Source organism: Phytohabitans houttuyneae, assembly GCF_011764425.1.
GTDB classification, from domain to species: Bacteria; Actinomycetota; Actinomycetes; order Mycobacteriales; family Micromonosporaceae; genus Phytohabitans; species Phytohabitans houttuyneae.
Genome location: NZ_BLPF01000002.1, coordinates 22,295 through 42,981 on the forward strand (window position 1 = coordinate 22,295; position 20,687 = coordinate 42,981).

A 20,687-nucleotide genomic window follows, 5' to 3' on the forward strand; every position below is an offset into this window, starting at 1 on the left:
TGAGATGGTGGCCTGGATCGCCGAAGTGGTGGATCAGGGCATTCGCCGGCCCGGCTATCCGGCCGATGAATGGGTCGAACGGTGGGGCGCCGAGCGCTTCACCGAGATCGGCCTGCGGGACGTGCGGCTCGAACCGGTCGAGACCACCTGCTGGCTGCCGCGCGCGCACGCCACCCTGCGGGTGTGGCCGGCCGGCCGGCCCGAGGCGGCGGTCGACTTCACCGGGCTGGCGCTGCCGTTCACCGCACCGACCGAGGGCACCGAGGGGACGCTCGCCGCCATGGCCGGGGAGAGCGACGTGAGCGGCCGGTTCGCCGTCCAGGAGATCACCCTGACCACGATCCCGCAGGCGCACATGGCCACCAAGGCCACAGCCTCGTACGATCCGGAGGGCGCCTTCGCCGACTCGTTCCAGACGCTGCCGCTCGACCTGGTCAACGGGCTCGGCTTCGACGCCGCGATCGCCGCCGGCGCCACCGCGTACGTCGGGCTGCTCACCGGCGCGCCGTGGGAGACGCACGACTACTACTGGCCATATGACGCGACCGCCCGCCCCATCCCGGGTTTGTGGCTGTCGCCGTCCGACGGCCGTCGCCTGCTGGAGCTGATGGCGGCCGGCGAGCACGAGGCCCGTATCGTCTCGGACGCCGAGATCGTGCAGCGGACGACCCACAACGTCATCGGTACCCTGCCCGGCGCCTCCGACCACTGGGTCGTCGTCGCGACCCACCACGACGCGCCGTGGGCCTCCGCGGTCGAGGACGGCTCCGGCATCGCGCTGGTCCTCGCCCAGGCGAAGCTGTGGGCGTCGGTACCGGCCGAACAGCGCCCGCACAACCTCATGTTCCTGCTCACGACCGGGCACATGGCCCGGGCGGCCGGCACCGAGGCGTTCGTGCGCGACCACGCCGACCTGCTCCCCGAGCTGGTGCTCGAACTCCACCTCGAGCACGCCGCGCGGCGCTGCGTGGTCCAGGACGGCGCGCTCGTGCCCACCGCGGACCCGGAGACCCGGTGGTGGTTTACCACCCGGTCGCCCGAGCTGGAGAAGAACGTCCTGGACGCGCTGCAGGGCGAGGACGTGGGCCGCTCGTGGATCCTGCCGCCCACCGCGCTGGGGCCTATGCCGCTGACCGACGGCGCTTTCTTCCACCCGGCCGGGGTACCCCTGGTCCAGTTCATCACGCTGCCGATGTACCTGTTCGACCCGGCCGACACGATGGACAAGGTGCACGAGGCGAGCCTGGAGCCGCTGACCCGCGCGGTGGCCCGCATCGTCCAGGGCACGGAGGGCGTCAAGCCGGACGGGTTCCGCCCCGCCGACTGAGCGGGCCTCTGGGGAAACGTGGAGCGCAGCGGAGCCAGCTCCCGCGACAGCTTCCGGTGTTCCTCCAGTTCACGGTGCCCCTGCCCGTGCTTCTGCAGATCGTTCGAGACGGGAGTGCGCGAGTCCGCCCGCGGTTCGGCGCCGTCGTCGCGGTCAGTGACTGCCGATCAGGTGCAAGCGATGTGAGCTTCGAAATCTTGGTGAGTAAGCCCGCCATTTCGACGCTAACTTGCCAAGATCTGCCGGAGCAGGCTCCTGGGTTGAGCTGGGCGACCGCGGAGGGTGAGGCCGCGGGAGCAACGGTCCGGACCACGGCGGACGCCGCGGTAGCCCGGATCTGTTTCGAATTGGATCGGTCTGAAACGGGCTACCATGGTCGCGCCCCACCCTGACGCCGAAAGGTCTCCAGACCGGATATCGCACTTGCGATCGCCCAATCGCCCCCGGGCGGCCGCCACCCCGCTCGGTTGTGGACGGATTCGCCCACCTCGACCCCAAGGGGTCTAGAACATCGGCGCCGCGGTGGGTGCGCGCAGCGTGCCGAGGTACGGGTGCCACAGGTGGGTCGGGTCGTTCTCCACGTCCGCCACGGTCTCCCGCATCGTGCGCAGGACCTTCGGCTCCTCCTCGTCGTACAGGTCGCCCTGCAGCAGCCGGACCACGTCCAGCCGCGAGCGCGAGTCCTGTACGAACGCGGTGAACAGGATGTTGAGCCGGTAGTAGATGGAGATGAACTCGTACCAGTTGCGCACGCCGTTGCGGATGGTCCGCTCGAACGTGGCGAACCGCGCCCGGGAGAAGTCGCCGGCCTCGTGCGCGGCGATGATGTCCCGGCTGGAGAAGCGGGCGCTGGCCATCGCCACGCTCACGCCGCTGGAGAAGATGGGGTCGACGAAGCGGGCCGCGTCACCGATCATCACGAACCGGTCGCCGGTGATCCGCCGCATCGCGTAGCTGTAGTCGGCCTCCACCGTGAACGGTCGTAGCTGCGTCGCCCGCCCCAGTGCCTCGCGGAGCTCCGGGCGGCTGGCCAGGAAATCCCAGAAGAACGCGTCGCGGTCGGTGTTCGCGGCGGCGAACCGGTGTTTCTGGGTCACCACGCCCACGCTCGTGACGGTGTCACTGATCGGGATCTGCCACACCCAGGTGTCCTTGATGGGCAGGAAATGGATGTAGATGTAGTCCGCCTTCGCGGGGTTGGTGGTCATCGCGGACCGGTCCAGCCCTTCGAACCAGGTGTGGATGGCGTACTGGTCGAAGACCGGGTCGGGCACCTTCACCCGCAGCTGACGGCCGAGCATCGTCTGCCGGCCGGACGCGTCGACGAGCATCCGCGCCGAGGCGGTGAACTCGCCGGCGCCGCCGCGGCAGGTGACCACGACGCGGCTCGGGTCGTCGAAATCGGCGCGCAGCACGCGGGTGCCCTGGGACACCCGGGCGCCAAGGCTCTCCGCGTGCTCCAGCAGGATCTGGTCGAAGCGGCCGCGGTCCACGTGGTAGGTGTAGTCCCGGTCGACGCCCGGCTGGTCCCGCTCGCTGAAAAGGATCTCCGCCGCGCCGAACTCGTGCGCCAGCTTGCTGAAGTCGTTGGTGACGATGTTGCGGGAGTCGGCGGACGTCCACGCGGCGCCGTACTTGCGCGGGAAGCCGGCCTTGTCGATCTTGTCAATGGCGCCGATCTCCCGCAGTACCCGGGTGGTGGCGGGTACGAGTGACTCGCCGACGTGCGGCCTGGGGAAGGTCTCGCTCTCGAACACCGCGACGGAGAGCCCCGCCTGGGCGAGGTACGCCGCCACGCACGAGCCGGCCGGGCCACCGCCGACGACGGCGACGTCGAACTCTGGGGACATCGCGGCTCACTCCGTTCCGGCGGGGGTCGGCTGCTGGCCTCGCGACAGCTCGTCGACGAGCGCGCTGATGGTGTCGACGTTCTGGAAGTTCCGGGCGTTGACGTACCGGGCGGGCACCTGGGTGCCGAGCTCCTCCCGGATGAAGATCAGCAGGATCGCGGTGTTCATGGAGGTCAGCACTCCCCACTCCACCAGCGGAGTGTCCGGCCGCAGCTCGCCTTGCGGGTCGCCGTCGAGGAACCGTTCCCGGATGAACGCGGTGATCCGGGCGGACACATCGGCAACGATCATGTCGCTCCCTTCCCAAGAGCTGTTTTCGCCGTACGCGCTGTCTACCGCGCCTGGGCGTTTCTCAGCTGGCCAGCCGGGCGAGGTCGATCAGGTCGCTGGTCAGCCGTGCCGGCTGCTGTGCGGGCAGGTCGTGGTCGGCGTCGACGTACTCGCGAACGGCGACCGTGGCGTCCGGCATCGCGTTCGTGATCTTGATCATCCAGTCCCGGATGTCGGCGGCCCGCCTCGGCATGCCGGTGTCCGGCAGGACCGGCAGCAGCAGCACCGGCACCGCGACCGCGGGGTGCCACAGGGCCGGCGACTCCTCCCACATGCTGCGCACGATGGACATCCGCCGCTCGTCCGTGAGGCGGGAGGTGACGGCGCCGCCTGCGGAGACGGTGAAGTTTTCCATCGCCGCCTCGATCGCGCCCGCGGACCAGTCCGGGTGACTCAGGCGAAGGTAGGACCTGAGGGTGTCGACGGTGATGCTGGCCAGGCGGGGTGCGGCCATCACCTGGGCGCATTGCTCCCAGGAGTCGAAGGCCGCAGACGGGTCGATCCAGCCACCGTCCACAAGGGCCAGTGCTGCCACCCGCGCGGGGTGCTCGGCGGTGAACCGGACCGCGACGTTGCCACCCCACGAGTGTCCGGCGAGCACCGCGCGTGTGATGCCGAGCTGCTCGTGTACGGCGGCCAGGTCGGCGGCGAAGGTGGCCGAGTCGTAGCCGGTGGGCGGGTCGTCGGAGGCGCCGTGGCCGCGCGCGTCGGGCGCGTACGCCGGGTGGCCGGCAGCGGCGAGGCGGCTGCCGACCTCGTCCCACATCAGGGCGTTCGAGGCCAGGCCGTGCACCAGCACGAACGGCACGCCGCCGCTGGCCGGCCAGTGCCGCACGCGCAGCCGGACTCCGCCGGGTCCGGTCACGGTCAGGTCCGTGGCGGCCATGGCCTGTTCCACATGCGACATTCGCGAGCCCTCCGGGTCGATGGCGGCGGATGGACCCGTACCGGCCCGTGACGACGGGCCGGTACGGGAACGCGGGTTGCGGTCAGCGGCGCTGGACGCAGTCGAACGAGGCCGTCACCGAGCTGCCGTTGGGCAGCGTCGCGGTCTGCGAGAGCGTGAAATGTCCGGGCCCGATGACCTGCCAGTCGTCGGCGAGCTGGATCGGGAAGCCGGTGGTGACGCCGGTGGAGGTGGGCGCCGCCACCTGGCTGAGCTGGCCGGTGAAGCGCAGGTGCCCGTCCTGCCAGCCGGGCGAGGTGCCGGAGCCGTGCGAGCCCCAGTTGTCGTGGTACTGCAGGATCAGCTTGCCGGCGACCGGGTCCCAGCCGTAGATGCCCATCGCGTGCGGGTCCGGCAGCGTCGCCGAGTACAGGAACTGCCTGAGCTCGGCGTAGTAGAAATGCCCGTCGATCTGCTTGCGGACGTCCATTGTGACGCGCACCGGGCCGGTCGGATCGCCCGGCAGCCGGCACACGTGCCGGCCAAGCATGAAGTCGAGGGCACGGATCTGTTGCGGCGCCGGGAAGACGTCACTCCCGCGCGGCGGCCGCTGCGCGGGGGCCGCGGTGGCCGGCGGGACGCCCACCGCCAGCGCGCCCAGCACTATGCTGAGGACGCCCGCCACGGCACGCGCGCCGGCGCGCCGCCGGTGCCCTGTTGCCTTCGCTACGATCACTCTCACGCTCCCTTTTCGTTTTATGTGGGGCCTGGTGCCGCGCCGGCTCAGGGCTTGTGCGCGACCAGGATCAAGCAGCCGAAGCCGGGCACCGCGGGCAGCGCGTCCTTCGCCGCGTCCAGCACCTGCTGCACGGTGACACCGTGGGTCGCCTCGAACTCCTTGCGTACGCTGATGATCCGGTCCAGCAGCTTCGGCAGGGTCGGCTTGGTCTGCTCCGTGACGTCGGTCAGCTCGTCGGCGACCAGGCCGGAGCCGGCCACCAGCTCCGGGTAGCGGGCGAAGCTGACCAGCGTGCTGACGACGTCACCGACCTCCTCGTCCCGGTACGAGTCGTCGATCGGGGTGACGTCGGTGAGCACCAGCCGCCCGCCCGGCCGCAGCACCCGGTGAAACTCGCGCAACGCCTTCGCCCGGTCCATGTGGTTGATGGACTCGAAGGACAGGATCGCGTCGTAGGAGCCGTCCGGGTACGGCATCGCCATCCCGTCGGCGTACTCGAAGCGCACCGTCCCGGAGAGCCCGGCCGCGGCGGTCAGCTCGGTGGCCTGCTCGACCTGCTGGCGGCTGATGGTGATGCCGAGCACGTGGGCGCCGGTCACCGTGGCCACCCGGCGCGCCGGCTCGCCGATGCCGCAGCCGACGTCCAGCACCCGGTCGCCCGGTCCCACGCCGAGCCGCTCGATGAGCAGGTCGGTGAAGTGGTCGGCGGCCTCCTGCGGGCTGCGCCGGTCCTGCGGGCCGTCCCAGTACCCGATGTGGAAGTTGTCACCCCAGGCCATCCGCAGCAGCGGGCCCAGGGCGCTGTAGTAGTCGGCGACCTCGCCGGCCGACGGCACGGCTTGCTGGGCTGTCATGCGGCCTCCCGTGGGCGTGACGGTCCGGCGCCGTGGCGGGGCACGGTCCGGCGATGTCTGCGGCGATGGTGCACGGCGGCGATAACGGCGGACTAAAGCGCGATGTTTGGCGTGCCTTTAGCGCGCCGGCACACGATGGCCCGGTGCCGAATACGAGGGTTCGCGAAGCATGGGCGGCGACGTGAGCACGCCACCGATCGCCGTGGTCGGGCTGGCCTGCCGCCTGCCCGGCGCCGCCGGACCGGGCGCGTTCTGGCGCCTGCTGCGCGACGGGCGGGACGCGGTGACCGCCGCACCGCCCGGCCGGGCCTCCGGGCGCCGGGGCGGCTACCTGGACCGGGTGGACCACTTCGACGCGGCCTTCTTCGACATCCCACCCCGCGAGGCGGTGGCGATGGATCCGCAGCAGCGGCTGATGCTGGAGCTGAGCTGGGAGGCGTTCGAGGACGCCGGGATCCGCCCGGCGACGCTGTCCGGCAGCCGCACCGGCGTCTTCGTCGGGGCGATCTGGGACGACTACGCCACGGTCCTGCGGGACGCCGGCGCCATCACCCGGCACACGATCACCGGGCTGCACCGCAGCATCATCGCCAACCGCGTCTCGTACCGCTACGGGTTGCGAGGCCCCAGTCTCACAGTGGACACCGCCCAGTCCTCCAGCCTCGTCGCGGTCCACCTGGCCTGCGAGAGCATCCGCTCCGGAGAGTCCACAGTGGCCATCGCCGGCGGCGTGAACCTGATTCTCGCCGCGCACAGCGACGAGGTGGCCGAGCTGTTCGGCGGGCTGTCCCCGGACGGGCGCTGCCACACCTTCGACGCGCGGGCCAACGGCTTCGTGCGCGGCGAGGGCGGTGGCGCGGTGGTGCTCAAGCCGCTTGCCGACGCCCTCCGCGACGGCGACCGCGTCTACTGCGTGGTCCGCGGCGGCGCGGTCAACAACGACGGCGGCGGGGAGGCGCTGACCGTCCCCAGCCCGGCCGCGCAGGAGGATTTGCTGCGGCAGGCGTACGCGAGCGCCGGCGTCGCCCCCGCCGACGTGCAGTACGTCGAGCTGCACGGCACCGGCACCCGCGTCGGCGACCCGATCGAGGCGGCGGCGCTGGGCGCGGTGTTCGCCTCCGGCCGGCCCGACGGCGCGCCGCTGCGGGTCGGCTCGGCGAAGACGAACGTCGGTCACCTGGAGGGCGCCGCCGGCGTCGTCGGCCTGCTGAAGGCCGCGCTCGCCATCACGCACCGGCAGCTTCCGCCCAGCCTGCACTACGCCACGCCGAACCCCCGCATCCCGCTCGACGCGCTGCGGCTTCGGGTACAGGACCGGCTCGACGGCTGGCCGGAACCGGACGAGCCACTGCTGGCCGGGGTCAGCGCCTTCGGGATGGGCGGCACCAACTGCCACCTTGTGCTGTCCTCCGTGGAGGCGCCGTCCTCTGTGGATCGTGGCGCGCGGGTGGAGATCCGTGGGCCGGTCCCGGTCGCGGTGTGGCCGCTGTCCGCGAAGACCTCCGCCGGGGTACGCGCGCTGGCCGCGCGCCTTACCGAGCAGGCCGGCGAGGAGCCGGGCGCCGACCCCCGCGACATTGGCTTTTCGCTGGCGACGGCGCGGACCGTGTTCGCGCACCGGGCGATCGCGGTAGGCGCCACCGTGGACGAGCTCTCCGCCGGGCTGGCCACCGCCACACCGGTGACCGCCGGCTCGGGCCGGGTCGCGTTCATGTTCAGCGGCCAGGGCAGCCAGCGCGCCGGCATGGGACGCGACCTGTATCGGGCGTATCCGGTCTTCGCAGGGGCGCTCGACGAGTGCTTCGCCGCGCTGGATCCGCACGTGGGCCGGAGCATGCGCGAGGTCGTCTTCGAGGGCGTCCGCTTGGACGAGACCGCGTGTACCCAGCCGGCGCTGTTCGCCGTCGAGGTGGCGCTGTACCGGCTGGCCGCCTCCTGGGGCCTGCACCCGGACTTCCTGATCGGGCACTCCGTCGGCGAGCTCGTCGCCGCGCATGTCGGCGGCGTGTTGAACCTCCCGGACGCGGCCCGCCTCGTCGCGGCGCGCGGCCGGCTGATGCAGGCGGTCGACGCCAGCGGGGCGATGGCCGCCTGGGAAGCCACTGTGGACGAGGCACGGGAGGCGATCTCCGGCCGGCCCGACGCGGTCTGCGTCGCGGCGGTCAACGGCCCCGCCTCGCTGGTGGTCTCCGGCGACCGCGACGAGGTACTGCGGCTCAGCGAGCGGTGGCAAGCCCGGGGCCGCAAGGTGACAGCGCTGAAGGTCAGCCACGCGTTCCACTCCCCGCACATGGAACCGGTGCTCGACGAGCTGCGCGCGGTCGCCGCCGACCTGTCGTACGCGCCGCCGACCGTACCGATCGTCTCCAATGTGACCGGTGAGCCGGCCACCGCCGCGCAGCTCGCGTCGCCGGACTACTGGGCCGACCACGTCCGCCAGCCGGTGCGCTTCCTGGACGGGGTCCGCGCGCTGCGCGCGGCCGGCGTCACCATGTTTGTCGAGCTCGGCCCGGACGCGCACCTCGCCGGCGCGGCCCGCGAGTGCCTGGCCGGTGCGGAGGGCACCGCCGCCCTCGCCGTCTCCCGGCGGGATCGGCCGGAGGTGCGCACCTTCGCCGCCGCCATGGGGCAGGCGTGGGCCCACGGTGCCGAGGTCGACTGGGCACGGGTGCTGGCCGGCGGCCGGCGCGTCTCGCTGCCCACCTACCCGTTCCAGCGCGAACGCTTCTGGCCCGGCACCCCGGTCGGCCCGGCGGCGCCAAGCCCGGTCGAACCGGCGGCCACGCCGGCCGCACCCGCGGTACCGGCCTCCACGGCCGGCGGCGACCTGCTCGAGCTGGTACGCACCGCGGTCGCCCTGGTCCTGGGGCACGTCACGCCGGCGACGATCGACACCGGGCTGACCTTCAAGCAGCTCGGCTTCGACTCCCTGGCCGCGACCGAACTCGCCGAGCGGCTCACCGACGCGACCGGTCAGGCGCTGCCGGCCACGCTCACCTTCGACCACCCGACCCCGGAGGCGGTCGCGGCGTACCTGCGCGGTGCCGCCGGGCGCACCGGCGCCGCCCCGGCCGTGGCCGCGCTCGACGAGCCGATCGCCGTGGTCGCCATGAGCTGCCGGTACCCCGGCGGCGTGGACTCGCCCGAGGCGCTGTGGCGGCTCGTCGCCGACGGCGTCGACGCGATCGGCCCGTTTCCCACCGACCGCGGCTGGGATCTCGACGGCCTGCACGACCCGGACCCGGAGCGGACCGGGCACAGCTACGCCGACCAGGGCGGCTTCCTCCACGCGGCGGCGCGGTTCGACGCCGGCTTCTTCGAGATCAGCCCGCGCGAGGCGACCGCCATGGACCCGCAGCAGCGGCTGCTGCTGGAGACGGCGTGGGAGGCGTTCGAACGGGCCGGGCTGCCCGCCCCGGCGCTCAAGGGCAGCCGCACCGGCGTGTTCGTCGGCGTGATGCCGCAGGACTACGGCCCCCGCCTGCACGAGGCCCCCGACGGCTTCGAGGGACACCTGCTCACCGGAAACACCACCAGCGTCGCGTCCGGCCGGGTGGCGTACGCGCTCGGCCTGGAGGGGCCCGCGGTCACCGTCGACACCGCCTGTTCCTCCTCACTGGTGGCGATCCACCTGGCGGCGCGAGCGCTGGCGCAGGGCGAGTGCGAGCTCGCGCTGGCCGGCGGCGTCACCGTGATGTCCAGCCCCGGCATGTTCGTCGAGTTCTCCCGGCAGCGGGGCCTGGCGCCGGACGGCCGGTGCAAGCCGTTCGCCGCGGCCGCCGACGGCACCGGCTGGAGCGAGGGGGTCGGCCTGGTCCTGCTGGAGCGGCTCGCCGACGCCCGCCGCAACGGCCATCGGGTGCTCGCCGTGCTGCGCGGCTCGGCGGTCAACTCCGACGGCGCCTCCAACGGTCTGACCGCCCCGAACGGCCCCTCGCAGCAGCGCGTCATCCGGCAGGCGCTGGCCAACGCGCGGCTCGCCCCGGCCGACGTCGACGTGGTGGAGGCGCACGGCACCGGCACCACGCTCGGCGACCCGATCGAAGCCCAGGCGATCATCGCCACGTACGGGCAGGGGCGTCCCGCCGACCGTCCACTGTGGCTCGGCTCGGTCAAGTCGAACATCGGTCACACCCAGGCCGCCGCCGGCGTCGCCGGTGTCATCAAGATGGTCATGGCCATGCGGCACGGCGTGGTACCAGCCACCCTGCACGTGGACCGGCCGTCGCCGCACGTGGACTGGTCGGCCGGCGCGGTCACGCTGGTCGCCGAACCGGTCCGCTGGGCGCGGGAGGACCGGCCGCGCCGGGCAGCCGTCTCCTCGTTCGGCATCTCCGGCACCAACGCGCACGTCATCGTCGAGCAGCCGCCGGCCGAGCCGTCCCCGCCGGCCGCCGCGCCGGCGCCCGCCGGACCGATCACCTGGCAGCTGAGCGCCCGCGAGCCGGCCGCGCTGCGCGCCCAAGCGGGTGCGCTGGCCAAGGCGCTCGCCGCGACACCCGACGCGGACCCGCTGGACGTCGCCTACTCGCTGGCGCACACCCGCACCCCCTTCGAGTACCGCGCCGTGCTGCTCGGCTCCGACCGCGCCGAACTGCTCGACGCCCTGGCGATGCTGGCCGCCGGCACCGCGCACCCCAGCGTGGTCGCCGGCACCGCTCCGGCCCGCGCCGGCCGCACGGCGGTGCTCTTCACCGGGCAGGGCAGCCAGCGCCCCGGCATGGGCGCCGAGCTGTACCGCGCCCACCCCGCCTACGCCACCGCGTTCGACGAGGTCTGCGCGCACTTCGACGGCGCACTGGAGTACCCGCTGCGGGAGGTCGTCTTCGACGGCGGCCCGCTGGACGAGACCGCCTACACCCAGGCGGCCCTGTTCGCGGTCGAGGTCGCGCTCTACCGGCTGGTCGAGTCGTACGGACTCACCCCCGACCACCTGTCCGGCCACTCGATCGGCGAGATCGTCGCCGCGCACGTGGCCGGCGTGCTCGACCTGCCCGCCGCGTGCACACTGGTCGCCGCCCGCGGCCGGCTCATGCAGGCGCTGCCGCCCGGCGGCGCGATGCTCGCCGTCGCCGCCACCGAGGACGAGGTGCTGCCGCTGCTGGACGTCGAACGGGTGGCACTGGCCGCGGTGAACGGCCCCGCCGCGGTGGTCGCCTCCGGTGACGAGGACGCGATCGACCGGCTCGCCGCGACTCTGAGCGGCGCCGGTCACCGGGTCAAGCGGCTGCGGGTCAGCCACGCGTTCCACTCGCCGCGGCTCGCCCCGATGCTGGACGAGTTCCACCGCGTCGCCGCGACCCTCGACTACGCCCCGCCACGCATCCCGATCGTCTCCAACGTCACCGGCCGGGTCGCCGACGCCACCACCCTGTGCGACCCGGCGTACTGGGTGCGCCACGCCCGGGAGACCGTGCGCTTCGCCGACGGCGTACGGGCACTGCACGAGGCCGGCGTCACCCGCTTTCTGGAGCTCGGACCGGACGCCGTGCTCACCACGATGGTGCAGGACCTGCTCGGCGACCGGGCGGCGACCCTCGCCACCGCGCTGCGCGCCGGCCGCCCCGAACCGCACTCGGTGCTGGCCGCCCTCGCCCGCCTGCACGTCGACGGTGCCGCGCTCACCCTCACCCCGCCCGCGGGCCGCGCGATCGACCTGCCCACGTACCCGTTCCAGCACCGCTCCTACTGGCTGCCGGCGCCCGCCGACACCGCACAGGCGCGCGCGGCCGACCTCCGGACCACCGGGCACCCCCTGCTCGGCGCGGAGGTCGCCGAGGCCGGCGGCGGTCTGCTGCTCAGCGGCCGGCTCTCCCGGCAGGCCCAGCCGTGGCTGGCGGACCACACCATCCTCGGCGAGGTACCGGTGCCCGGCACCGCCCTGCTCGACCTCGCCCTGCTCGCCGGCGCCCGGGCGGACCTCCCCGAGGTCGCCGAGCTGGTCCTGCGCGCCCCGCTGCTGCTGCCCGCCACCGGCGCGGTGCGGGTACAGGTCGTCGTCGCCGCCCCGGATCCGGACGGTCGCCGCGGCGTCACCGTCTACTCCCGACCGGACGGTGCCGACAGCTGGACAAGTCACGCCACGGGCACCCTGACCACCGGCACGGCCGCGCCCGCCGCCACACCATCCACAGTGGAGTGGCCTCCGCCGGGTGCCGTCGCGCTCGACGTACCTCGGCTCTATGCCGACCTTGCCGCCGACGGGTACGAGTACGGACCCGCGTTCCGCGGGTTGAGCGCGGCGTGGCGGCTGGGGGATGAGGCATTCGCCGAGGTGGCGCTCCCTTCCGGCGGGGCTCATGGCTTCACCCTGCATCCCGCGCTGCTGGACAGCGTCCTGCACGCGGTCGTCGACCTGGTGCGCGGTGACCGGCCCGTGCTGCTGCCGTTCTCCTTCACGGGGGTCCGGCTACGCGCTGCCGGCGCCGCTCACCTGCGCGTACGGATCACGCCGGCCGGCACCGACACGGTCAGCCTCGCCCTCACCGACGGCAGCGGCACGCCGGTCGGGACGATCGAGGCGCTCACCCTTCGTCCGGCCTCGGCCGAGCAGCTGCACGCCGCCGGTGGCCGCGCCGGCGGCCGGCTGTACACACTCGACTGGCCGTCGCCGACCACCGGCGCGCCGCCGGAGGCCGGCCCGTGGGCGGTGCTCGGTGCGCACTTTCCCGACCTCCCCGGCGAGCGCTACGCCACAATGGCCGGGCTGCGCGCGGCACCGTCCATTCCGGACACCGTCCTCGCGCCCGTGCCCGGCACGGCGGACCGTCCATCGCTGCCCGCGGTGCACGCCGCCGCCGCGGCCACCCTCACGCTGGTACGGGACTGGCTCACCGACCCGGAGCTCGCCGGCGCCCGGCTCGTCGTCGTCACCCGGCACGCCGTCACGACCGGACCCGACGACCCGGCACCCGACCTTGTCACCGCCCCGCTGTGGGGACTGGTCCGGGCGGCGCAGGCGGAGCAGCCCGGCCGGCTGATCCTGCTCGACCTGGACGGCGATCCGTCATCGCCCGCTGCCCTGGCCGCCGCGCTGGCGACCGGCGAGGAGCAGCTCGCGATCCGCGCCGGCACGGTCCGTGTACCCCGGCTGTCACCCGCCGCCCCGGCCGGTGGCCCTCCGCCGGCCCTGGACGCGGACGGCACGGTCCTGATCACCGGCGGCACGGGCACGCTCGGACGGCTCGTGGCGCGGCACCTGGTCGCCAAGTACGGAGTGCGGCACGTGCTGCTGGCGAGCCGGCGCGGCGCGGACGCGGGCGACCTGGCCGAGCTGGCCGACCTGCCCGCCCGGGTACGGGTGGCGCGCTGCGACGTCGCCGATCGCGACGCGCTCGCCGCGCTGCTGGCCGGCATCCCCCCGGAACACCCGCTGACCGCCGTGGTGCACGCGGCCGGCGTACTCGACGACGGCCTCGTCACCGACCTCACCGACGCGCAGCTCACCGGCGTGCTCGCCGCCAAGGCCGACGGCGCCTGGCATCTGCACGAGCTGACCCGGGACCACCCGCTGCGCGCGTTCGTGCTGTTCTCCTCCGTCACCGCCGTGGTCGGCAACGGCGGGCAGGCCAACTACGCCGCGGCGAACGCGTTTCTCGACGCCCTCGCCGCGCACCGCCGCGCGGCCGGCGCACCCGGTACCGCGATCGGCTGGGGTCTGTGGGCGGCCGAGGGCGGCATGATCAGCGGACTCGGCGCCGCCGACCTGGCACGCATGGCCCGGGGCGGCATCGCCGCGCTGCGGACCGACCGCGCGCTCGCCCTGCTCGACGCCGCGCTGGCCGACGGCGCCCCGGTGCTGACCGCCGCCCACTTCGACACCGCCGCGCTGCACCGGCAGGCGACCGCCGTGCCGCCACCACCCGTGCTGCGCGCGCTGGTGCCCGCCGTACGCCCGGCCGCCGCGCCGCTCACCCCGGTCACGGCGGTGCCCGCCGCGGGCATCGAGGATCTGGTACGCGCGCAGGTGGCCACCGTCCTGGCGCACCCCGACCCGGCCGCGCTCGACCTCAGCCGCGCGTTCAAGGAGCTCGGCTTCGACTCGCTGACCTCACTGGACCTGCGCAACCGCCTCAACGCCGCGCTCGGCACCGAGCTGCCGGCCGGCGTCATCTTCGACCACCCGACGCCGGACGCGCTGGCCCGGCACCTGCGCGGCGAACTGCGCGACCCGGCCGGCGACCCGCCGGCGCCGGCACCGGCGGCCGCCGATGACCCGATCGCGATCGTCGGCATGGCCTGCCGGTATCCGGGCGGCGCCGCCTCACCGGAGGAGCTGTGGCGGGTGGTCGCCGACCGGGTCGACGCGATCGGCGAGTTTCCCGCCGACCGCGGCTGGGACGTGGCCCGCCTCTACGATCCGGACCCGGACCGGCCGGGTACGAGCTACACCCGCCACGGCGGCTTCCTCTACGACGCGGCGCGCTTCGACGCCGGCTTCTTCGGCATCAGCCCGCGCGAGGTGATGGCGATGGACCCGCAGCAGCGGCTGCTGCTGGAGACGGCGTGGCAGGCGTTCGAGTCGGCCGGCATCGACCCGGCGACGGTACGCGGCAGCCGCGCCGCGGTCTTCACCGGCGTGATGTACGACGACTACGGCGGCCGCCTGATCGGCCAGCCGCTGGAGGGCTACGAGGGCCACGTTCTGATCGGCAACACCAGCAGCGTCGCCTCCGGCCGGGTCGCGTACACGTACGGTCTGGAAGGTCCGGCGGTCACTGTGGACACCGCCTGTTCCTCGTCGCTCGTCGCCATGCACCTGGCCGCCCAGTCGCTACGACAGGGCGAGTGCACGCTCGCCCTCGCCGGCGGAGTCACCGTGATGGCGACACCCACCACCTTCGTCGAGTTCTCCCGGCAACGGGCGATCTCCGCCGACGGGCGGTGCCGGTCCTTCGCGGCCGGCGCGGACGGCACCGGCTGGGGCGAGGGGGTCGGCCTGCTCGTGCTGGAGCGCCTCTCCGACGCCCGCCGCAACGGGCACCCGGTGCTGGCGCTGCTGCGCGGCTCGGCGGTGAACCAGGACGGCGCGTCCAACGGCCTGACCGCTCCCAACGGCCCTTCTCAACAGCGGGTGATCCGCGCCGCACTCGCCAGCGGCGGGCTCGAGCCCGCCGACGTGGACGCCGTCGAGGCGCACGGCACCGGTACCAAGCTGGGCGACCCGATCGAGGCGGAGGCCGTCATCGCCACGTACGGGCAGGACCGCCCGGACGACCGTCCACTGTGGCTCGGCTCGGTCAAGTCGAACATCGGCCACACCCAGGCCGCCGCAGGTGTCGCCGGTGTGATCAAGATGATCATGGCGATGCGCCACGGCGAGCTGCCCGCCACCCTGCACGTGGACGAGCCGACCCCGTACGTGGACTGGTCCACCGGCGGCGTACGCCTGCTGTCCGAACCGGTGCCGTGGCAGGCCGGCGGGCGCCCGCGCCGGGCCGGTGTCTCCTCGTTCGGGGTCAGCGGCACCAACGCGCACGTGATCCTCGAAGAGCCGCCGGTGGAGCTTCCGCCCGCCGCTGAACGGCCGTCCACCCCGGTACCGCTGCTGCTGTCCGCCCGCGACCCGCGGGCGCTGCGCGGGCAGGCCGATGCTCTGGCCGCTCACCTGACCGCACACCCGCGGCTCGCCCCGGTCGACGTGGCGTGGTCGCTGGCCACCACCAGGGCGGCCTTCGAGCACCGCGCCGCGGTGGTGGGCGCCGACCGGGACGAGCTCGTCGCCGCGTTGACCGAGCTGGCCGTCACCGGTACCCCACCCGGCGGTCCCGGCCCAGTGATGGTCTTCCCCGGGCAGGGCTCGCAGTGGGCCGGGATGGCCGTGGAGCTGCTGGACACCAACGCCGTGTTCGCCGCCCGCATCGCCGAGTGCGAACAGGCCCTCGCGCCGTACCTCGACTGGTCACTGACCAGCGTGCTGCACGCGGCCGAGGAGGCTCCGCCACTGTCCCGGGTGGACGTGGTACAGCCGGTCCTGTGGGCGGTGATGGTCTCGCTCGCCGAGGTGTGGCGCTCGTACGGGGTCACCCCGGCCGCTGTCGTCGGGCACTCGCAGGGCGAGATCGCCGCCGCCTGCGTGGCCGGGGCGCTGTCGCTGGCGGACGGGGCGAAGGTGGTGGCGCTGCGCAGCCGGCGACTCGCCACCCTGGCCGGTCGTGGCGGCATGCTCTCGCTGGTCCTGCCCGAGGAGGAGGTCGCCGAGCTGCTCGCCCCCTGGGCCGGCCGGCTCGCCGTCGCCGCGGTCAACGGCCCCGCGACGTCGCGGTCTCCGGCGAGGGTGCGGCACTGCTCGAGTTCGAACGCGCACTCGCCAAGCGTGGCGCGTGGCGCTGGCGCATCCCCGGCGTCGACTTCTCCGCACACTCCGCCGAGGTCGACAAGATCGCCGAGGAGCTGCGCGCGGAGCTGTCCACCGTGGAGCCCGGAACGCCCGACGTGCCGTTCTACTCCACTGTCACCGCCGCCCGCCTCGACGGCACTGCGCTGGACGCCGCCTACTGGTTCGACAACCTGCGGCAGAAGGTCCGGTTCGCCGACACCATGGCCGCGCTGGTCGCCGCCGGTCACCGGGTCTTCATCGAGGCGAGCCCGCACCCGGTCCTGTCGGTCGCGGCCCTCGCCGGCTGCGAGGCCGCCGGAGTGCCGGGGGTGAGCGTGCCGACGCTGCGGCGCGAGAGCGGCGGTCGCGCGCAGCTCGCCCACGCCCTGGGGCAGGCGTTCACCGCCGGCGTACCGGTCGACTGGCGCGCCTGGTTCGCCGGCGGTCCCCGGCCGCGCGCGGTCGAGCTGCCCACGTACGCGTTCCAGCGGGAGCACTTCTGGCTTCAGCCGCACACCGGTACCGGCGACGTCACCGCCGCCGGCCTGCAGAGCACCGGCCACCCGATCCTCGCCGCCGCGGTCACCCTGCCGGACGGCGGGGCGCTGCTGACCGGCCGCCTCCCCGCCGTGCCCCGCGGAACCGGTGGTACCGGCGAACGTGGCGGCAGCGACGCGCACCCCGGTGCCACCGCCGATCGGGGCAGCCGCGGATGGCTGGCCGACCACGCCGCCGGCGGGGTGGTGCTGGTGCCCGGCGTCGCGCTCGCCGAGTGGGCCGTGCGCGCCGGCGACCAGGTCGGCACCCCGCGCGTGGAGGAGCTGACCCTGCTCGCGCCGCTTCGCGCCACCAGCGAGGGTGAGGTACGGGTCCAGGTCGCGGTCGGTGCGCCGGATGACGCCGGGCTCCGTCCGGTGACCGTGCACTCGCGCGCCGACGCGGACGCCGCCTGGGTCTGCCACGCCGAGGGCACTCTCGCCCCCGCCGGCCCGGCACCCGGCCCCGCCGGCGGCGCCTGGCCACCGGCCGGCGCCGAGCCGGTCGGCCTGGACGGCTTCTACGAGCGGGCGGCCGGCGCCGGCTACGGCTACGGACCGGCGTTCCAGGGCGTGAGCGCGGTCTGGCGCGACGGCGACGACGTCCTGGCCGAGGTGTCCTTGCCGGAGGCGGCCGGCGACCCGAGCGGCTACGGCATCCACCCGGCGCTGCTCGACGCCGCGCTGCACCCGGCGCTGCTCACTGGCCTCGCCGGGGGAGTGGACGCTGGCGAAACCTGGCTCCCGTTCGCGTTCACCGGCGTGACGTTGTGGGCGACCGACGCCACGGCGGTACGGGTACGCCTCAGCGTCGACGACTCACACGCCCTCCAGGTGTCCATCATGGACTCGGCCGGTGAGCCGGTGCTCGCCGTCGAGTCGCTGACCCTGCGCCGCGCCACCACCGACCAGCTGCACGCGCCCAGCGCCACCGCACCGGGCGTCGACGGCCTGTACGAGGTCTGCTGGCAACCGCTGGCCACCCTCGACGCGCAGCCGGCCGCCGCTGACTGGGTGGTCGTCGGCACCGGCCCGGGATTGCCCGAGCTTGGACCGGCGGCCCACCCGGACCTGGCCGCCCTCGCCGCCGCCGTGGCCGACGGAGCCCTCGCCCCACGCGCCGTGGTCATCGCCGTGCGAGGTGGCGGCGTGGAGGCCGGTGGCGACGTCGAAGCGGCCGGGCTCGCGGTCACCGCCGGGGTGCTGGGGCTGATGCGGCAGTGGCTGTCCACACCGGAGTTCGCGGAGTCCCGGCTGGTGCTCGTCACCCGGCAGGCGGTGCAGGCCACCGCACCGGAGCCCGTGCCCGATCCGGACACCGCACTGGACACAGTGGACCTGACCGTGGCCGGCGTGTGGGGCCTGGTGCGCAGTGCCCAGACGGAAAACCCCGACCGCTTTGCCCTGGTGGACACCGATCCCACCGGCACCGGGCTCGCCGCCGCGGTCAGGGTGGCGCTGGACGCGGACGAGCCGCAGGTGGCCCTCCGCGCCGGCCAGCTGCTCACACCGCGCCTGGCGGCCACCGGCACGCGTACCGCCGGCGTGCGGGACTGGCGGTTGGAGGCCGGTGCCGCACTGACGATCGAGGGCGTTGGCGCGGTGCAGCGTCCACACCTGTCCGCTCCCCTGGCCACGGGCGAGGTGCGGATCGAGGTGCGTGCGGCCGGGGTCAACTTCCGCGACGCCCTGATTTCCCTGGGGTTGTACCCGGGAGTGGCGCCGCTGGTGGGCGCTGAGGGTGCTGGCGTGGTGCTGGAGGTGGGACCCGAGGTCGGCCATCTGGCCGTAGGCGACCGCGTCTTCGGGGTCTTCGGCGGCGCGTTCGCTCCGGTGGTGGTGGCCGACGCGCGGATGGTCGTGCGGATGCCGGCGCACTGGGGTTTCGCGGAGGCGGCGGCGGTTCCGGTGGTGTTCCTGACCGCGTGGTACGGGCTGGTGGAGCTTGGCGGTCTTCGCGCGGGCGAGTCCGTCCTGGTCCACGCCGGCACGGGCGGCGTCGGCATGGCCGCGATCCAGGTGGCGCGACTTCTGGGCGCGGAAGTGTTTGCCACGGCCTCGCCCGCGAAGCACGGGGTGCTGGCGGAGCTGGGTGTGGACGAGTCGCACCGCGCGTCGTCGCGGGACGGCGCTTTCGAGTCGTCGTTTCGCGCGGCGACCGGTGGCCGCGGTGTCGACGTGGTGCTGGACTGCCTCTCCGGTGAGCTGGTCGACGCTTCGCTGCGGTTGGTCGCGGAGGGCGGACGCTTCCTGGAGATGGGAAAGACCGACATACGTGATCGCGAGGCGGTCGCGGAGACCTTCGGGGTCGACTACCGGGCGTTTGATCTGGTGGTGGACGCGGGACCGGAGTCGGTCGGCCGGATGCTGTCCGAGCTTGTCGCGTTGTTCGAGTCCGGCGCCTTGAGCCCGCTGCCGGTCTCGGTGTGGCCGCTCGGCCGGGCACGCGAGGCGTTGCGCTTCGTGTCCCAGGCCCGCCACGTCGGCAAGGTGGTGCTGGTGCCGCCACCGGCTGTGGATCCCGGCGGGACGGTGGTGGTCACCGGCGGCGGCGGTGTGCTGGGCCGCCTGGTGGCGGAGCATGTCATCGGGATGTGGGGGGTCTCCCGCGTGGTGCTGGCCTCCCGATCCGGTCCGGACGGCGACGGTGCCGCCGAGTTCGTGGACCGCATGGCCCAGGCCGGCGGCCAGGTGGAGTTCGTCCGCCTGGACGTGACCGACCCGGTCGCGGTGCGCGAGTTGTTCGACAGCGTGGGTGCGGTGACCGCGGTGGTTCACGCCGCCGGAGTCCTGGACGACGGGCTCGTGTCGTCGCTGACCCCCGACCGGCTCGAGCGGGTGTGGGAGCCGAAAGCGGCCGGGTTGGCAAACCTGCTTGCCGCGACCGAGGGCACCCGCCTGGGCGCGGTGGTGGTTTTCTCCTCCATCGCCGGCCTGATCGGTTCGCCCGGGCAGGCCGGGTACGCGGCCGCCAACGCCTACTGCGACGCCCTCATCGCCCGGTACCGGGCACGCGGCGGCACGGCGGTCTCCGTCGGCTGGGGCCTGTGGGGGGCCGCCTCCGGCATGACCAGCCAGATGCGACAAGCCGACATCGCCCGCATGGCCCGCCTCGGCATCCGCCCCATGGAGGCCGCGCACGGCCTGCGACTGCTGGACGCCGCCCTCGCCCACGGCGGCCATTACCTCGTCGCCGCCGAACTGGACACCGCCTCCCAGCCTGCCGAGACGCTGCCCCGCCCCCTGCGCGCGCTCGCCGCCCGCACCGGCGCGCCCCGCCGGGTCGCCGCGACCGCGCAGGACGGCGCCGACCTCAGCGGGCGGCTGCGCGGGATGACCGCCGACGAACAGACCGGGCTGCTGCTCGGACTCGTCCGGCAGCACGCGGCCACCGTCCTCGGCCACAACGGCACCGCCGCGCTGCCCGCCGAGGCGAGCTTCAAGGAGCTGGGCTTCGACTCGCTGACCGCCGTCGAACTGCGCAACCGGCTCAGCACCGCCACCGGCCTGCGCCTGCCCGCCACCCTCGTCTTCGACTACCCCGCCGCCGCCACCCTCGCACACCACCTGCGCCAGCAGCTGAGCCCCGAGGCCGTCCCCGCCGCCGAACGCGACCCGGTCGGCCCGCTGCTGGACGAACTGGCCCGCCTGGAGTCCCGGCTCGTCGAGGTCGCCGGCGACGAGCAGGCCCGTGGACGGCTCACCCGCCGCCTGTCCGGGCTGCTCACCGCCCTCGACGGCGGCACCGCGTCGCCCGGCGGCAGCAGCATCGACGTACTTGACTCTGCCTCGGACGACGAGATGTTCGAGTTGATCGACCGGCAACTGCGTTCGTGACGGGGGAGGC

Annotated in this window: 6 protein-coding genes and 3 pseudogenes; 4 read left to right on the forward strand and 5 right to left on the reverse strand. The window is 74.1% G+C overall.

Features of this window, described 5'->3' with window-relative positions:
- Nucleotides 1–4: 4 nt before the first annotated feature.
- Nucleotides 5–1,327 (forward strand): M28 family peptidase, encoded by a 1,323-nt coding sequence (locus tag Phou_RS23895; protein WP_173059032.1) that lies wholly within the window; start codon nt 5–7, stop codon nt 1,325–1,327.
- Nucleotides 1,328–1,830: 503 nt separating this feature from the next.
- On the opposite strand, the gene Phou_RS23900 is transcribed toward Phou_RS23895, so the two are convergent.
- The 5 genes from Phou_RS23900 to Phou_RS23920 form a co-directional block, all read right to left on the reverse strand.
- Nucleotides 1,831–3,177, reverse strand: a complete 1,347-nt coding sequence (locus Phou_RS23900; RefSeq protein ID WP_173059034.1) for an NAD(P)/FAD-dependent oxidoreductase — start codon at nt 3,175–3,177, stop codon at nt 1,831–1,833.
- A gap of 6 nt (nt 3,178–3,183) precedes the next feature.
- Nucleotides 3,184–3,468 (reverse strand): acyl carrier protein, encoded by a 285-nt coding sequence (locus Phou_RS23905; RefSeq protein WP_173059037.1) that lies wholly within the window; start codon nt 3,466–3,468, stop codon nt 3,184–3,186.
- A gap of 61 nt (nt 3,469–3,529) precedes the next feature.
- Entirely contained in the window at nt 3,530–4,393 is an 864-nt protein-coding gene (locus tag Phou_RS23910) for an alpha/beta fold hydrolase (RefSeq protein ID WP_173059040.1), read from the reverse strand.
- Nucleotides 4,394–4,496: 103 nt separating this feature from the next.
- A complete protein-coding gene (locus Phou_RS23915) occupies nt 4,497–5,129 on the reverse strand; it encodes a hypothetical protein (protein WP_173059043.1) in 633 nt (210 codons plus the stop codon).
- Between the two features lie 47 nt (nt 5,130–5,176).
- Nucleotides 5,177–5,986, reverse strand: a complete 810-nt coding sequence (locus Phou_RS23920) for an SAM-dependent methyltransferase (RefSeq protein WP_173059046.1) — start codon at nt 5,984–5,986, stop codon at nt 5,177–5,179.
- Nucleotides 5,987–6,155: 169 nt separating this feature from the next.
- Between Phou_RS23920 and Phou_RS56060 the strand changes: the two are divergent.
- The 3 pseudogenes from Phou_RS56060 to Phou_RS56070 form a co-directional block, all read left to right on the forward strand.
- A pseudogene (locus Phou_RS56060) lies at nt 6,156–8,627 on the forward strand (type I polyketide synthase); the annotation flags it as partial.
- 195 nt (nt 8,628–8,822) lie between these two features.
- Nucleotides 8,823–12,554, forward strand: a pseudogene (locus Phou_RS56065) (type I polyketide synthase); the annotation flags it as partial.
- Nucleotides 12,555–12,586: 32 nt separating this feature from the next.
- Nucleotides 12,587–20,674, forward strand: a pseudogene (locus Phou_RS56070) (type I polyketide synthase); the annotation flags it as partial.
- Between the last annotated feature and the right edge of the window lie 13 nt (nt 20,675–20,687).

Excerpts from the sequence above, each read along its gene's own strand:
- Phou_RS23895 (WP_173059032.1), top strand. The coding sequence starts at position 5 with ATGGTGGCCTGGATCGCCGAAGTGGTGGATCAGGGCATTCGCCGGCCC.
- Phou_RS23905 (WP_173059037.1), bottom strand. The coding sequence starts at position 3,468 with ATGATCGTTGCCGATGTGTCCGCCCGGATCACCGCGTTCATCCGGGAA.
- Phou_RS23920 (WP_173059046.1), bottom strand. The coding sequence starts at position 5,986 with ATGACAGCCCAGCAAGCCGTGCCGTCGGCCGGCGAGGTCGCCGACTAC.
- Phou_RS23910 (WP_173059040.1), bottom strand. The coding sequence starts at position 4,393 with ATGGCCGCCACGGACCTGACCGTGACCGGACCCGGCGGAGTCCGGCTG.
- Phou_RS23900 (WP_173059034.1), bottom strand. The coding sequence starts at position 3,177 with ATGTCCCCAGAGTTCGACGTCGCCGTCGTCGGCGGTGGCCCGGCCGGC.